Below are 15,232 nucleotides of genomic sequence, written 5' to 3' on the forward strand. Positions count from 1 at the left end.
ACTCTGTGGTGAATCATGCCTTCCGACCAACTCCCGCCCGGCCCCCGCGGCAGTTCCTGGCTCGGCGGCAGCCTCCGCGACTTCACCGCCCGCCGGCTCGACTTCTTCCTCGACGTGGCCCGGGACTACGGCCCCCTCGCCAGCTTCCGCTTCGGCCCGCGGCGGATGTTCCTGGCGTCCGACCCGGCACTCATCGAGCAGGTCCTGGTGACCGACGCCAAGCATTACATCAAGCACTTCGGCGCCCGCATGTACAAGCCTGTGCTCGGCAACGGCCTGGTCACCAGCGAAGGCGAGTTCTGGCTCCGCCAGCGCCGCCTCAGTCAGCCCGCGTTCCTGAAGCAGCGCGTGCACTCGTACGCCCCCGCGATGGCCGAACTGACGCGGCGGATGCTCGCCGATTGGCGGCCGGGGAAGTGGGTGGACGTGCAGTACGAGTTCAGCGGCCTCACCAGCGCGATCGCCCTCAAGACGCTGTTCGGCCTCGAAAGCACTGAGGACCGGGCCACGTTCGTCGAGGCACTGCGGGAGGCGTTCGACCTGATGAGCGCCCGGTTCCGCACCGTGCTGGCGGTGCCGCGCTGGGTGCCGACGCCGGCCAACCGCAAGCTGAAGCGCGCCATCCGCCACCTCGACACCGTCATGGACGGGTTCATCGCCGCGGGGAAGAAGCGCGCCGCCGAGCGCGAAGGGCAGGGGAGCACGGCCGGCGAGGCGGTCGATCTGCTGACGCGGCTCCTCGCCGCGCGCGACGAGGACGGCTCGGCGATGACGCCGCGGCAACTCCGCGACGAGGCCATGACGCTGTACCTCGCCGGCCACGAAACGACGGCGCTGACGCTGAGCTGGGCGTGGCTGTTGCTGGCCCAAAACCCCGCGGCCGAGGACCGGCTCGTCGCTGAGTGGAAGGCCGTTCTCGGCGGCCGCTCGCCGACGCCCGACGACCTGCCGAACCTGCCGTACACGGACGCCGTGATCGCCGAGGCGATGCGCGTCTACCCGCCGGTTTACCTCATCGGCCGCGAGGCGACGAAGGAGTTGGAACTCGGCGGCTACCGGGTGAAGAAGGGGTACACAATCTTCATGAGCCAGTGGGTCAACCACCGCGACCCGGCGTACTTCCCGGACCCGGGGGCGTTCAAGCCGGAGCGCTGGCTGGACGGGCTGGCGAAGCGGATTCCGAAGTACGCGTACTACCCGTTCGGCGGCGGCCCGCGGGTGTGCATCGGCAACACGTTCGCGCTGATGGAGGCGGCGATCCTCCTGGCGACGGTCGGCCAGCGATACCGGTTCACGCTCGACCCCGCGGCGGTCATCGACTTCGACCCGCAGATCACGCTGCTGCCGAAGTACGGCATCCCGGCGACGCTGGCCGCGCGCTGACGTGTGTCACAGTTCCGCGGGGCACACCGTCTCGGCCTCGGAGCGGTCGGCGAAGCCGAGGTGCCAGCCGTCGGCCGGCGGCGGGGCGAACTCGGCCAGTCCCGCCTCGATCCTCGCCAGCTCCCGCGCCAACTCCGCGCACCGGGAGGCCGCCCCGCTCAGCTCGCCGCGCGTGCCGATGTCCTCCAGCGCCCGCGCCGCCTCGGTGGCGCCGGGCTGGCTGAAGAACGCCACCATTCCCTTGACGGTGTGGGCCGCGTCCCGGACGCCGTCGGCGTCGCCGTTGCCAATCGCGGCCCGGAGCGCGGCCATCTGCGTGTTGCAGTCCTGGTAGAAGACGCCGACCAACTGGCGGAGCACGTCGCGGTTGCCGCCGACCCGTTCGAGCACCGTCGTGCGGTCGAACGTCGCGTCGGCCGGCGTCCGGACGTCGTTCGTGTCCTGCCGGTGCCGCGCGTTTGTGTCCTCGGCGCCCGACTCGGCGGGCACCGCGACGCGCCGCAGTACCGCGTGCAGGTCGTCGTCGCGGACCGGTTTCGAGACGTAATCGTCCATCCCGGCGTTGAGGCACTCCTCGCGGGTGCCGGACATGGCGTGCGCGGTGAGGGCCACGATCGGCATTCGGCTGCGGCCGCCGGCCTCGGAGCGGCGGACGGCCGCAGCCAGCTCGAAGCCACTCATGTCCGGCATCTGCAAGTCGGTGAACATCAAATCGAATGAGCGGTCGGCGAGGGCCGTGAGCGCCTCACGGCCGTCGGCGGTGACGGTGACGCTGTGGCCCCACCGCTCCAGCTTCCTCGCCGTTACCAGCTGGTTGAACCGGTTGTCCTCCACCACCAGAACCCGCAACCCGGTCGGACCGGCCGGCGGCGTCACGCGCGGCGCCGGCGTCGGTACGCCCCCGGTGAGCTGCGTCGGGTCGACGGCGAGCTGAAGCACACGGGCCAGGTCGACCCGGCGGACCGGCTTCCGCAGGTGGGCGACGCCGAGCGTCCGACAGCGCTCCACGTCCCGCGGCAGGTCGGCCGAGGAGAGCAGCACCACCACCGACCGTGCGAGGCGGCGGGCGACGGCCTGCTCGGCGAGCACGAAGCCGTCCGGCTCGGGGAGGGTGGCGTCGACCAGCAGCAGGGGAAGCGGCGTGCCCGCGGCCGCTGCGGCTTCCAGAGCTGCCAGCGCGGACGGCGTGTCGTCCGCGGTCGTCGGCTGGAAGTTGAGCCGCTCCAGCATACCGGCCAGGGCGCGCTGCGTCGTGAGGTTGTCCTCGGCCACCAGGACCGGTCCGCCCTCGGTCAGGTAGAAGTCGGACAAGGACAGTGACGCGTGCGAGTGGCTCGGCACCCCGAACCGGGCGGTGAAGTGGAACGCACTGCCGCGGCCGACGGTGCTCTCGGCCCACACCTCGCCGCCCATCAGCCGAACGAGGTGCGCCGAGATGGTGAGGCCGAGGCCGCTGCCGCCGTACTTCCGCGAGGTGCCGCCGTCGGCCTGCGTGAACGGCTCGAAGACGGCTTGCAGCTTGTCCGACGGGATGCCGATGCCGGTGTCCACGACGCTGACCAGCAGGTTCGCGACGCCGGCGGACCGCTCGCCGACGCGGACGCGGACGAACACCTCGCCGGCGTGCGTGAACTTGATGGCGTTGCCGACGAGGTTGACCACCACCTGACGCAGCCGGCCGGCGTCGCCGACGAGCACGTCGGGCACGTCGGCCGGGATGTCGCAGCCGAGTTCGAGCCCCTTCGTGTGAGCCCGTAGGGCCAGACCTTGCAGCGTGTCGTCGAGCACGGCGCGGAGGTCGAAGTCGGCCGGGTCGAGGTCGAACTTGCCGGCTTCGATCTTTGACAGGTCGAGGAGGTCGTTGATGACGCCGAGCAGCGCCGTGGCCGACTCGCCGACGATGCCGAGGCACTCTCGCTGCTCGCCGGTCAGCCGACCGCCCTCGAGCACGAGTTCGGTCATCCCCATGATGGCGTTCATCGGGGTGCGGATTTCGTGGCTGACGTTGGCCAGGAACTCACTCTTGGCCCGGTTCGCGGCCTCGGCCGTGGCCCGCGCCTTCTCCACCGGGGTGAGGTCGTCGAACGTCGCCAGCGCGCCGCGGCAGCTGCCGTCGTCGGCGAGGATGGGCGTGGAGTTGACCGAGAGCGTCTTCCCCTCGCCGGCCCGGAGGCCGAGGACGTGCCCGGTCTGCGGGGCGGCGTCGCGCAGCACTTTGACCCACGGGTGCTCCGCCTCGGAGATCGGCACCGCCCCCGCGGACCACGGCAGGTCGGACGCCCGGCGGCCGCGCAGGTCGTCGGCCGGCACGCCGACCGCTCGGCCGAAGGCGTCGTTGGCCAGGGCGATGACGCCGTGCCGGTCCAACACTACGACGCCTTCGGAGAGTGTGTTCAGTGTCGCCTTGACGCGGTCGGGTACCACGCGGGCCTCGGCCAAATCGATCTTGCGCAGCACGGTCCTCAGGTAGACCGCGGTGGCGGCGAACCAGCCGACCGAGCAGAACGCCAGGAGTGGAAGCATCGACCCGCCGGCGTACCGCCACGCGCCCGAGAACGGCAGCGGCCGGCACGCCACCTCGACGCGCGCCCACGCGCTGCCGTCCGCCTTCGGAACCTCGGCCTGTAAGTGGGTGGGCGTCGCCGTGTCGGTCGCGTCGGCCCAGTGCTGGGTGTGCCCGCCGGTGTCGGCGACGAGGCGCCCGTCGGCGTTCCGGATGCCGATCGACAGAACCTCGGGGCTGCGGCGGGCAACCGCTCGGGCGAACGACTCGGCGGCGGCGGGCGACTCGCCGCGGTACGACAGGACGGCGCACTCGACCGCGACGGCCTCGCACACGGCCTGCCGGCGGGCGAGCTCGGCCGCGTCCGGGTCCGCGAGCACGCCGACGTTCCGCGCCAGGAACAGCACGCAGAGGAGGAGGCTGACGAGGCCGAAGCAGACGCGATTCATTGCGGGAAGCTCGGGGTGCGCGGTCAGCCGACCATCGCCTGCAGGGAGTCGTCCGGGCCGCCGTCGCGGGGCCGCCTGGCGTCGCGCTCCCATGCGAAGATGACGTCCAGCGGGTCGAACCTCCGCATCACCGCCGGGCGAGCCAGCAGGGCGCTGAGGAACCAGTACACGGCCCGCGTGTTCAGTAGCACCATCCCGGCGACCGCCACGGTACCCGACACGACGATGGAGTCGGCGGTGGCCCGCTCTGCCGCTTCGGCCCGGAGTTCGTCGCGGACGCGGTCCAGAGGCGCGAGCAGCGTCGCGGGCAGGTTCACCGCCGCTTGTGGCGTCGTGATCGCAGGCGTGATCGGCACCGGCGCCGTCGCCGGAACCGTGGGCGGCAACGCCACGGCGGCCGCCGGTGCCGACGGTTCCGGCGCCGTGGGCACCGGTTGGGGTTGCGTGGCGGGGGACGGCTGCGGCGCCGGCGCTGGTGCCTCGGGCAGTACCGGAGCGTCGCCGGCGGCGTACACACGACCCGCGTCTGCCGCGGTCGGCGTGCCTGCCGGCTGGGAGTTCCCGGTCGGCGTGCCGGACGAGACGGCGGGCACCGGACTGACGGTTCCCCCGGGAGCGCCACCGAGCGGGCTATCGCCGTCGGAAGAGTCCGAGGCTCTCGGCGCGACCGAGTCGGGCGGCGTGGCAGCAATCGTCGGCCCGGCCGTGCCGGTCGGCGACGGTACCGGTGGCAAGAGATCGGGTGTCGGCGGGGGTTCGGGCGTGGGCGGGTTCGCTACCGTTACCGTCACCTGTACCAGCCCCGAGCGGAGCTGACCGTCGGTGACGAGGTAGGTGAACGTATCAGTCCCGTGGAACCCGGCGTCCGGCGTGTACGTCATGGACCCGTCGGCCGCGACCGTTACAGTCCCGTGCGCGCCGCCGGCGACCAACTCGGCAGCCAGCACGTCGCCGTCGGGGTCGGAGTCGTTCGCCAGGACGGTCGCGGCCGAGACCGTGACCGGCGTACCGGCGACGGTGGTCGCGGTGTCCACCCCGCCGACCGGTGGCCGGTTGGTACTGTGGACGAAGATCCGCACCCTTGTGCCGCCGGTGACGCCGCCGCCGTCCGCCGCCGAGTAGCCGAACGAGTCGGTCCCGGCGTACCCGACGTCGGGCGTGTACGTGAACGAGCCGTCGGGGTCGAAGGTCAGCGTGCCGTGGCCTGGGTCGCTGTTGAGAACGGCCGTGAGTGTCCCGATTCCCGAAGGCGTGTCGTTGGCCAACACGCCGGGTGCGGTCACCCTCAGGGTGCCGCCGGCGGCGACGGCGTAGTCGTCGTCCACCGCAGCCGGCCGGGCGACGGCGCCAACGACGTTCAGCGTGACGGTGACCGGCGCCGGGCTCATGCTGCCGTCGGTCACGCGGTACGTGAACGAGGTCGTGCCGGACCAGCCGGCGGGTGGCGTGTAGGTGAACGCGCCGCCGGTGGTCAGCACGAGTGTGCCGACGGCGGGGGCGGTCTCCAAAAGTGCCGTCAGGGTGTCGCCGTCCGGGTCGGTATCGTTGCCGAGGAGGCCGGGGGCGCCTGCCGAGAGAGTTGTGTCCTCCGCCACCGTGTAAGCGTCGGGCGACGCCACCGGTGCCCGGTTCGCGGCGGCGACTGTCACGACCACGGTCGCCGGGGCGGACGTGATGACGCCGTCGGTCACGACGTAGGTAAACGAGTCGGTGCCGGTGAAGGTCACGAACGCGGTGTACACGAACGAGCCGTCCGGGCTGAGGAGCAGCAGGCCGTTCGACGGCAGCGCCACGGCGGACGCGGTGAGTACCGCCCCGCCGGGGCTCAGGTCGTTCCCGAGAAGCCCCCCGGGAACTCCGACCACCAGGTCGAGGGAAAGGACACTCGTGCGGACGGCCGTCGTGTAGGCGTCGTCCACGGCCGTCGGTGGGGTCGTGTCGACGGCCACGATCAGCGCAGCAGGCAAGGCCGGCGCGGCCGAGATCATCGCCCCGCCGCCCGCTCCCGAGGTGTCGAACGCGGCGAGGTACGTCACCTGCCCTAGGCCGCTCACGACCAACGGCGCGGACGCGGCCGGGGCGGCCGTGACGGGGGCAGGTCGGGGGCTGAGAGTGGGGAGCGGGAAGTCCACGACCGCGAGCGGTAGCTGTCCGGCTACCGTCGCCGTGGTGACCGCGGCAGGCAGCGGGTCCAGGCTGGCGCTCGGCTGGACGCGGGACTCCAGAGCTTCGACGGCGAGCCGGCGGCGGACGGGGGGGACGTGGGTCATGCCTCGAATCGGGGCGGGTGGCTTAACCCATAGCACGCCCTTCGCCCGATGCGGCAATCGCGAGCGGTTTCGGCCGAATCGGCCGCGGATTCAGGCCGGGGCCGAATTCGGCCGCCGCCGGAATCGCCGCGCCCGGCGCCCGCTTGAACCCGCGCCGGCGTGACCTACGCTTGGGTGACCGGTCCGCCCTCCGGCCGCGGGGTCTCGCGCCCATGAAGGTGCTCATCGCCGACGACAACCACTTCTACCGCTGCGCGCTGGAAGCGACGCTCCGGGAGTGGGGGTACGAGGTGACCGCGGTCGCCGACGGCGAGGCGGCGTGGGCCGTGCTCGAGTCGGACGCCGCCCCCCGCATCGCCGTCCTCGACTGGATGATGCCGAAGGCCGACGGCGTGGAGGTTTGCCGCCGGCTCCGCGCGATGCCGCGGCCCGAGCCGACGTACGTCATCATCCTCACCTCACGCGACGGCAAGGCGAGCGCCGCCGAGGCGCTCGAGGGCGGGGCCGACGACTACGTCACGAAGCCGTTCGACCGCGGCGAGCTGGCCGCCCGGCTGCGTGTCGGCCGGCGGATCGTCACCCTGCAAACGAGCGAGACGGTGGTTTACTCGTTCGCCCGCGCCGTAGACGGCAAGAGCCCGTTCACCCGCGGCCACTCCGAGCGCGTGAAGGGGTACGCCCTGGCGCTCGCGTCCCGGCTCGGGCTGTCGGGCGCGGACCAGGAGTTGCTGCGCCGCGGTGCCATCCTCCACGACATCGGCAAGATCGCTGTACCCGACGCCATCCTCAACAAGGCCGGCCCGCTGACGCCGGACGAAATGGCCGTCATCCGCGAGCACCCGGTGCAGGGCGTGCGGATGATCGAGCCGATCGAGTCGGTCCGCGACGTGATCCCGCTCGTCCGCTGGCACCACGAGCGGGTGGACGGCACCGGCTACCCCGACGGCCTTGCCGGCGAGAAGATTCCGCTGCTGGTGCGGGTGCTGGCCGTGGCCGACGTGTACGACGCGCTGAGCAGCGACCGGCCGTACCGCGCGTCGCTGCCGACGGACGTGAGCCTCTCCATCCTGCGGAAGGACGCGGTCGGCGGCGGGCTCGACCCGGAGTTGGTGGAGGAGTTCTGCGCCCTGCCGATGCACAGACTGAACACGATCGGCGTCGGGGCTGTGATGCAACCCCACGAGCGTACGCCGGGGACCATGCGCATGAAGGCGGCGCCGGTTTAGTTCACCATCCCGAACGCGACGGCGCCGAGGTGCTGGTCGCTCTTGTGCGTCTCGCGCCACCGCACGCCGTCCTCGGAACGCATCAGCCGGCCGCGCCAGCTCGCCCCCACGAACACGCCGTGGCCGAACGCCGCCGCCTGCGGGCCGTTCTCGGCCGCGTGCCGCTCCCAGCGGCGGCCGTCGGCTGACGTGTAGGTCGCCGTCGCGCCGATCGCCACGAACCGGTCGGCGGCGAAGACCACGCTGTTCAGGTGCTCGCCCTCCTCGCCGCGGACCGGCTCCGACCACGTCACTCCGTCCGCGCTTGTCATGCGCAACCCGTGCAGGCCGACGCCGACGAACACGCCGGCGCCGAACGCCACGTCGACGAGCGTGTCGAGGGCGCGGGCCTCGGCGGCATCGGTCCAGGTTCGCCCGTCCGGGGAGGCGGCGCGGCGGCCGCGGTCGCCGACGGCGACGAACCGGCCCGCGCCCCAGGCGGCGCGGCGAAGGATGTGCCGGCCGGGGATGTCGTGCGGGCCGTCCCAGGCGACGCCGTCTTTCGACAGCATCACGAACGGCTTCGAGCTGCCGACCGAGCCGGGGTCGCCGCCGAGGCCGAGGAACGAGCCGTTGCCGAACGCCAGCCCGCGGAGGTACTGCACGTACTTCGCCTCGTGCTTGCCAGTCCGCCAGGCGCGGCCGTCGGCCGTGGCCGCCAGGATGTTGTCGCCGCCGTAGCTGCCGACGGCGACGAGCAGGCCGTTCCCCGCGGCCGCGGCGCGGTACGTCTCGCCTTCGCGGCCGGCCTGACGGTCGGCCCAGGTAACGCCGTCCGCGGACGCGAGGCGGACGCCGTCCTGGCCGGCGGCAATGAACAGCGGGCGGGGCATGGGGTTGAATCAGGTGAGGTCGGGGAGACGGCCGTCGTAGCGGCGGTGGGCGCTGGTGTGGCTCTCGCCGAAGCGGCCGACCTTCGCCCCCATACGGTCCAGCAACTCGACGTACAGGTTGGCGACCGGCGTCTGGGGCGTGTACGCCACGTGTCGGCCCGGCCGAACCGAGCCGCCGCCCTTGCCGGCCAGTACCACGGGGTAGTCGCGGGTGCCGTGGCCGCCGTCGGCCATGTACGACGTGTAGAGCAACAGCGTGTTGTCGAGTAGCGAACTGCCGCCCTCGTCGATCGCCTTCATCGCCCGCACCGTTTCGGCGAACAGCTTCGTGTACCAGGCGTGAATCTGTCGCAGCGCCTCGCGGGCGATCGGGTCGGCGTCCTCGACGCGGCCGGCATTCCCCTGGTGCTCCAGCGTGTGGCAGTGCGTCTCGTAGCCGACGGTGACCACACCGGGGAACAGCGCCTCGTCGCTGCCGCAGGCGAACGTGCAGACGCGCGTCGTGTCCGTCTGGAAGGCCAGCACCATCAGCTCGGCCATGAGGCGGATGTAGTCCTCGTGCCGTTCCGGGTCGCGGGACACGGGGTTGGTGATCTGCCAGATCGGCACGTTCGCCGCGGGGAGGTTGCCGGGCACGGTCAGGCGAGACGGGCCGGGGTTGAGCGCGTCGCGCGCTTCGACCTGCTGCCGGGCCTCGGCAAAGGCGATGCGGCGCTCGATGGCACGGACGGCTTCCAAATACTGGTCGAGGCGGCGCTGGTCGGCGGCGCCGAGGCCGCGGCGCAGGTCGTTGGCCTCCTCGCGCACCAGGTCCAGGACGCTCCGGTCGGGCGTGTCGGGGCGCGTCGTCGGGGCAGGCGGCGGGGTAGTCGCGCGGGCGGCCCAGTTCGGCACCACCGGGCGGCGGCCGCGGAACATGCGGTCGAAGATCAGCCGCGGGTTCGCCTCGAACGGCACCGGCACGTCGGCGGCGCGAAACGAGTACTTGTTCTCGTGCCCGGCCAGGCCGATCTCCAGCGACGGCAGGAACGTCTGGCCCCCGACCGCCCGCGCGGCCACCTGATCGACCGACGGCCCGGCGACGAGTTTGCCGTCCACCTTGCGGACGACCTCGGCGCCGGTGAGGTGCAGCAGCGAGCAGTGCTCGTGGGCGTTCAACCCGCCCTCGCTGCGGCCGTGGTGGCTGAGGCCGGAGAGGATCAACAGGTCGTCGCGGGCGAACTCCAGCGGCCGGAGGATCGACGGCAGCTTGTCCGGCAGGCGGCCGGATTCCTTGGGCTTACACGATTCGAGCACGGTGCCGCCGGTGACGGTCCAGATGCCGAGGCGGGTCGGCGGCTTCGGCGACGCCGCGGGGGCGAGTTGTTCGAGGAACGGCAGCGCGACTGTGGCGCCGGCGGTGCCCAGGAACGCGCGGCGGGTGGGTGGGTGGCGGTGCATGAGGAAAAGATACCACAGTTGTGGTGAAGTAGGCCCGTGACTTCGCCGCTCGCGGGAAGATCAATCCCGCTCGTTCCGCCGGTGCCCGAACGGGTAGCTCCTCACCACGCCCAGCACCAGCGTCGAGAACTTGAACCCGTCCTTCAACTCAGCCGTGATCGCCCGCACGGCCGCGGCGTCGGGCGCCGCCAGCTCGCGGCCGAGCGCGTAGCTCAGCAGCTTCTCCGTCAGGTTCTCGGCGAATCGGTCCTTCCGCTTGAGCAGCACCTGCCGCATCTCCCGAGCCCCGTCGAACGCCTCGCCGCCGGGCAGCTTGCCAGTCGCGTCGATGCCCTTGCCGCTCTTGCGGAACCGGCCGACGGCGTCGAAGTTCTCCAGGCCGAAGCCGAGCGGGTCGATCTTGGCGTGACACCCGGCGCACGCCGGCCGCGCGGCGTGGTTCGCCAACTGCTCGCGGAAGGTCATCGCGTCCTTCCCCTTCTTAGCCTCGTCGAGTTGCCCGGCGTCCGGCGGCGGCGGGGGCGGGGGCGTGCCGAGGATGACGTCCAGCACGTACTTCCCTCGCAGCGTCGGGCTCGTGCGGCTGGTGTGCGACGTGACTGCCAGCACCGCCCCCATGCCGAGCACGCCGCCGCGTGTTGCGTCGGCGTGCTTCACCTTCCGCAACTCGGGGCCGCTCACGCCGGGGATGCCGTAGTGCCTTGCCAGGTCGGCGTTGACGTAAGTGTAGTCGGCGTCCAGCAACTCCAGGATGCTGCGGTCCTCGGTGCGGAGGCCGTCGAAGAACCGTGCGGCCTCGTCGTGCATGGCGCGGCGCAACTGCGGCGTGAAGGTCGGGAAGAACTCGACCGACGGCCGCGCGTCCGGGAGCTTGCGGAGGTGCAGCCACTGGGCCGCGAACGACTCCGTGAGCGCCTCCGCCTTCGGGTCGGCGAGCATCCGCCGGGCCTGCTTCTCGACGCCGGCGGTGTCGTTCAACTCGCCGCGGTCGGCGGCCGCGAACAGCTCGGCGTCCGGCATCGTGGACCACAGGAAGTACGACAGCCGCGTCGCCAACTCGTGCCCGCTCGCGCGGTACGCGTCGGCGCCGGGCCGGTCGCGTTCGACGCGCAGGAGGAAGTTCGGCGACACCAGCAGCGCCTTCAGCACCGGCCGGAGTGCGGTGGGTAAGTCCGCGCCGCCCGCGGCCGCGCGGTCGAAAACGGTTAAGAGTCGGTCCAGCTCGCGCGCCTCGACGGGGCGACGGTAGGCGCGGCGGGCCAGCGGTTCGATCACCCGACGTGCCGCGTCGCGGGGCCGGAGGCCGGCGGTGTCGGGGAAGACTCGCTCGAACGGCGTCGGCCCCTTGCCGGCCTTCGCGCCCTTCTTCGGGGCGGTGGCGTACAGCGCGTCGACGATCAGGTCGGCGGCGGCGAAGTGCTTCTCGACGAGCGCGTCCGTAACGGTGAGGGCCGCGGCGAGGTTGTCGAACGCCTCGCCGGCCACGTCGTCGGTGATGCCGACGGCACCGGCCGCGTCGAGGTCCACGCCGAGGAGGTCGCGGACGGTGCGGTTGTACTCGTAGCGGTTGAGCCGCCGCACGACCGACCGGCCGGGGTCGGGCCGACGCCGGTCCTGCTCGTCGGCCGCGTCCAGCCGCGACGTGACCCACTTCACCAGTTCGGTGCGCTGCTCCGCGGTCGGCTGCTTCGCCCCTTCGGGCGGCATCTCACCAGACTTGAGCTGCTCCGCGACGGCGCGCCACAGCTTTCGCTCGCGAAGGACAGTGGCTTCGTCGGCGAACGGGGCGAGGTTCACGCCGCCCTTCGACGTCTTTTCGCCGTGGCACCGGCCGCACAGTTCGGTGACGTGGGCGCGCACGTCGGCGAACCCGCCCGTCGCGGGAGGCGGTTGGACCGGCGTCGGCGACGCGGCGAGCCAGCCGACGGCGGCGGCCAGAAAAGCGGGAAAGAGGTGACGTTGTGGCATCGGTCGGACGCGTTTGGTGCGGGCGTTGTGCCCCGAAACGGCAGCGGGCCGGGTCGGGAACAAACCCCGACACGGCCCGCCGGCAGTGACCCTATTAGGATTCGACGCGGCGCCGGAATACCAATGATTCTAGGCCCAAACGCGCCAGTGGCAGGGGAGGACGACGCAGATTCCGACGCAAGTGGTCCTCATCGGATAGTCGAAACGGCCAACGACCCCGATCTGGCCGCCGTGACCGCGGCGTGGCCGACCCTCACCGAACCGATACGCAGGGCCGTGCTGGCGCTGATCGGATGCGTACAGTAGGGTCCACGGCGGGCCGGATCGCGGTTGCCTTGTCGTCACCGCTTCGGTGGTTGGTGGCTTGAACTTGGCCAACCATCGGCCTCTTATTTGCGTGAGTATTACGACTCGCCGTCGAACCCGGGGGGATGTGTTGACCTCTCGGCTAGCCTGTTCTAGGCTTCTCGAACAGTCCGGCGGATTCGCCCCATCTACCCTTCGCCCGTAGTCGGCCACCATCGCTCAGCCCGGGGAAGCCGGGATCGTTGCTAGTTCTCTTTTCGCCCGCACCCATCACCGCTCACCGCGGGACCAGTCCCCGTGGCCGTAGCACCGTTGTCAGGACACTTCATGGCTATTTCCGTTCGTGTGCGGCCCCCGGCCGCCCGTACCGTACGTCTCGGCGTCCTGCGGCTCGAGGACCGGGCCGTGCCGGCACTGCTCGGCACCACCCTGTTCCCGGCCGACAACCCGTGGAACCAACGGGTCGCTGACGCCCCGGTGGCGGCGAACTCGGCCGCGGTGATGAACAGCATCGTCACCTCGTTCGGCGACAATCGGCTCCATCCGGACTTCGGCCAGGACGCTCGCACCGTCGGGGCGGACCTGTACGGCATCCCTTACAACGTGGTTCGCGGCAACAGCGTGCCCAAGATCAGCGTGGTAATCGACGACTACGCCGACGAGAGTGACATCCTGGCCACCCCGATCCCGGCCGACGCGGTTCTCGAAGGCGACTACCAGAACGGCCCGCGGGCCGGGCTCGCCAACCGGGGTGACTCACACTTGCTCGTCTACGACATCGACAACCAGATCGGGTACGAGTTCTTCGGCGCCTCCCGGCCGTCGGAGAACGCCGACGGGCGTTGGCACGCCGCCCAGCAGTCGGTCTGGGACATGCGGGGGAACACCTTCCGCCCCCTCACCTGGACGAGCGCCGACGCCGCCGGGCTGGCCATCCTCCCGGGCCTGGTGCGGCCCGACGAGGCGCTGCCGGTGTCGCAGGGCGGGCAGGGGGTCATCAACCACGCCATCCGGTTCACACTCCAGAACAGTGTGATCCTCAACCAGTTCGTCTACCCGGCGTCGCACACCGCCAACCCGGGGAACACGAATGCCGCGGTCCAGCCTCCGATGGGGTCGCGGTTCCGGCTCAAGGCCGGGGTGGACATCTCCACCCTCAGCCCGCAGTCCCGGGTCATCGCCCAGGCGATGAAGGAGTACGGGCTGATCCTCGCCGACAACGGGAGCAATTTCTTCTTCTCCGGGGCCAGCCACTCGGTGGACGCGAACAACGCCTACACCTTGACGTTCGACGACAACGACATCCAGAGCACGACCACCGGCCTGAAGCGGCTCCGGTACAGCGACTTCGAAATGGTGGACCTTACGCCCGCCGTGACCGGCTTGAGCGTCACCGCCGGAGCGGCCGGGGACACCGTCACCGTGACCGGCCGGAACTTCGGCGGGACCGCCGGGCGCCTGTCCGTGCTGTTCGGCAGCAACCCGGGGACGAATGTCACCATCCTCAGCGACAGTCAACTGACGGTCAGGGCTCCGGCCGGGTCGGGGGCGGTGGACGTGAAGGTAAAGTCGGGCGTGGATGCCCCGGGGGTGACTCAGAACGTCAAGAACCCGGTCTTCGGCTACGGCCTGTCCCCGGTCACCGCCGCGGGCCGGTTCACGTACGGCGTCAGCCCGCCCCCGCCGGCGAACACGCCGCCGACCGTCGGCGATGTGGCCACCCAGACCGTCAGCGCGGGCGGTTCGACCGGCCCCCTGCCGTTCGCCGTGGCCGACGCCGAGACTGCGGTCGGGAGTTTGGGAGTGACGGCCGCCTCGTCGAACACGACGCTGGTCCCGTCGAGCGGACTAATGCTCGGCGGGTCGGGCGGGAGCCGGACGATTACCGTCACCCCGGCTGCCGGCCAGACCGGTACGGCAACGATCACGCTGACCGTGACCGACGCTGGCGGCCTCACCGCCACCGACACGTTCACTCTGACCGTCACCAGCCCGCCCCCGCCGCCCCCGGCCAACGCCGCACCAACCGTATCGGCCCCGGCCTCGGCCACCCCGAACCCGATCGCGGGGACGACGACCACGCTCCGCATGCGCGGGTCCGACGACGGCGGGGAGGCAAACCTCCGCTACACCTGGACGATGCTCACCGGCCCCGCCGGGGCGGCCCCGGTCTACAGCGCCAACGGGACCAACGCGGCGAGGGACATCACGGTGACGTTCAACCGGGCGGGCATGTACCTGTTCCAGGTCACCGCCGCCGACGCCGGCGGGCTCACCATAACCAGTTCGGTAAGCGTGAGCGTGGTGCAGACCCTCACCAGCATCACCGTCACCCCGTTGTCCACGACCCTCCGCCTTGGGACGCAGACCCGGTTCGCGGCACTGGCCCTCGACCAGTTCCGGGTGGCCCTCACGACCCAGCCGACCTTCACCTGGACGGTAGCCAGCGGCCCCGGGACGATCGACCAATCCGGGCTCTACACCGCGTCGGGGAGGAGGACCGGCACGGCGCTGGTCCAGGCCAGCGTCGGCGCGGTGAAGGGCACGGCGACGGTCCGCGTTAGGCGGTGAGTCAGCATGAACCGCCCACCCACGACCGCCCCGCGGGAAGCCGCGGGGCGGCTGGCCAGCTGGCCGACGGCCCCGCCTCCCTTCTTGTCTCGAGCGGCGGCCAGGGGTCCGGGTGATGCACAATGCTGACCGGCCACATCCTCGAGCCGCTCGCCAACCGCCAGCAGGCGCCAGGCCGGAGGACGCCCTCCGGGTGTCGTTCGTCCCGTCCCCCTCGGTCATGCAGGTCGAGTTGGACGGCGAA

The 15,232-nt window shown here is 71.5% G+C and carries 8 protein-coding genes; 3 read left to right on the plus strand and 5 right to left on the minus strand.

The window, feature by feature from the left end; genetic code table 11:
• Positions 1-15 precede the first annotated feature (15 nt).
• Positions 16-1,383 carry a cytochrome P450 gene (locus tag ETAA1_RS10885; protein ID WP_145237532.1) on the plus strand — a complete coding sequence of 456 codons (1,368 nt, stop codon included), beginning with the start codon at positions 16-18 and terminating at the stop codon, positions 1,381-1,383.
• 6 nt (positions 1,384-1,389) lie between these two features.
• On the opposite strand, the gene ETAA1_RS10890 is transcribed toward ETAA1_RS10885, so the two are convergent.
• The gene (locus ETAA1_RS10890) at positions 1,390-4,335 is read right to left on the minus strand and encodes a hybrid sensor histidine kinase/response regulator (protein ID WP_145237535.1); all 2,946 of its coding nucleotides are present in this window, start codon (positions 4,333-4,335) and stop codon (positions 1,390-1,392) included.
• 23 nt (positions 4,336-4,358) lie between these two features.
• Complete coding sequence (locus ETAA1_RS10895; protein ID WP_145237538.1) at positions 4,359-6,605, minus strand: Ig-like domain-containing protein; 2,247 nt, start codon at positions 6,603-6,605, stop codon at positions 4,359-4,361.
• A 212-nt stretch (positions 6,606-6,817) separates the two neighbouring features.
• On the opposite strand from ETAA1_RS10895, the gene ETAA1_RS10900 reads away from it, so the two are divergent.
• Positions 6,818-7,831, plus strand: coding sequence for an HD-GYP domain-containing protein (locus ETAA1_RS10900; RefSeq protein ID WP_145237539.1), 1,014 nt, complete (start codon positions 6,818-6,820; stop codon positions 7,829-7,831).
• On the opposite strand, the gene ETAA1_RS10905 is transcribed toward ETAA1_RS10900, so the two are convergent.
• From ETAA1_RS10905 to ETAA1_RS10915, 3 genes are read right to left on the minus strand one after another with little or no spacing between them, the layout of a single operon-like run.
• Positions 7,828-8,703 carry a WD40/YVTN/BNR-like repeat-containing protein gene (locus tag ETAA1_RS10905; protein WP_145237542.1) on the minus strand — a complete coding sequence of 292 codons (876 nt, stop codon included), beginning with the start codon at positions 8,701-8,703 and terminating at the stop codon, positions 7,828-7,830. The two genes, ETAA1_RS10900 and ETAA1_RS10905, sit on opposite strands and share 4 nt — an antisense overlap.
• A 9-nt stretch (positions 8,704-8,712) precedes the next feature.
• On the minus strand, positions 8,713-10,143 hold the full coding sequence (locus tag ETAA1_RS10910; protein ID WP_145237545.1) for a DUF1552 domain-containing protein: 1,431 nt from the start codon (positions 10,141-10,143) through the stop codon (positions 8,713-8,715).
• A 60-nt stretch (positions 10,144-10,203) separates the two neighbouring features.
• Complete coding sequence (locus ETAA1_RS10915) at positions 10,204-12,111, minus strand: DUF1592 domain-containing protein (RefSeq protein WP_145237548.1); 1,908 nt, start codon at positions 12,109-12,111, stop codon at positions 10,204-10,206.
• Positions 12,112-12,822: 711 nt separating this feature from the next.
• Here ETAA1_RS10915 and ETAA1_RS10920 point away from each other — a divergent pair.
• Positions 12,823-14,988, plus strand: coding sequence for an IPT/TIG domain-containing protein (locus ETAA1_RS10920; RefSeq protein WP_202920821.1), 2,166 nt, complete (start codon positions 12,823-12,825; stop codon positions 14,986-14,988).
• The last annotated feature ends 244 nt before the right edge of the window (positions 14,989-15,232 follow it).

Source organism: Urbifossiella limnaea (assembly GCF_007747215.1).
Taxonomy (GTDB): domain Bacteria; phylum Planctomycetota; class Planctomycetia; order Gemmatales; family Gemmataceae; genus Urbifossiella; species Urbifossiella limnaea.